This window comes from Pseudomonas sp. EA_5y_Pfl2_R50, assembly GCF_963970475.1.
Taxonomy (GTDB): domain Bacteria; phylum Pseudomonadota; class Gammaproteobacteria; order Pseudomonadales; family Pseudomonadaceae; genus Aquipseudomonas.
Genome location: NZ_CAXAPT010000056.1, coordinates 1 through 668, shown reverse-complemented (window position 1 = coordinate 668; position 668 = coordinate 1). Strand labels below are relative to the sequence as shown.

General features: G+C 67.2%; 1 protein-coding gene. It reads left to right on the top strand.

All coding sequences use genetic code 11. The features are described from left to right. Positions 1 to 620, top strand: a 620-nt coding sequence (locus tag AACY19_RS26665; RefSeq protein WP_339454477.1) for an HvfC/BufC family peptide modification chaperone, incomplete at its 5' end; no start/stop codon positions are given. Positions 621 to 668 lie beyond the last annotated feature (48 nt).

Below are 668 nucleotides of genomic sequence, written 5' to 3'. Positions count from 1 at the left end.
CAAGCAAGGCGGCACGCGACGCGCTGTTCGCCAACTACCCGGTGACGGCGGCCATGGTTGGAGAGGAAGCGTTCGCCGCGTGCGCAACCTCCTATATCGAGGCGGTACCGCCACGCGAGGCGCGTCTGTGCCTCTATGGCGACAGGTTCGGGCCCTTCGTCGACGCTTGGACCCCCTTTGCGGAAGCACCGTATCTTGGGCCCGTCGCGATGCTCGAACGCAATGTGACCGAGGCGCTGTTTGCCGCGGACCGCCCGCCGCTGGATGCGGCGGCCCTTTCCCGAGGCATCGATCCCGAGGCGCCCCTGCACTGGCACCCCGCAACGCGGATCGCGAAGGCGCTGATGCCGGCGGCGAGCCTATGGCTTGCGCACCAGCCCGACGCCCCACCCGACGCGCTCGATGCGATCGCCTGGGATCGGGAGATCATCCTCGTCACGCGCCCAAGCGATGCGGTCGAGGTCCGCGTCATCGACGGGCCGACCAGAGCTTTTCTCGCGGGCAAGACGCTCGCCGAGGCCGCTGCCAACGCGTCGAGCGAAGGCGGAGACGTCGCCTCGACATTCGCATTGCTGCTGTCCGCCGGTGCCTTCGCCGAAGATATTCCAAGGGGAGAATGAGAATGAACTACTACGCCCGCTTCTGCTCGCTGCTCGATCGGTTTCCCG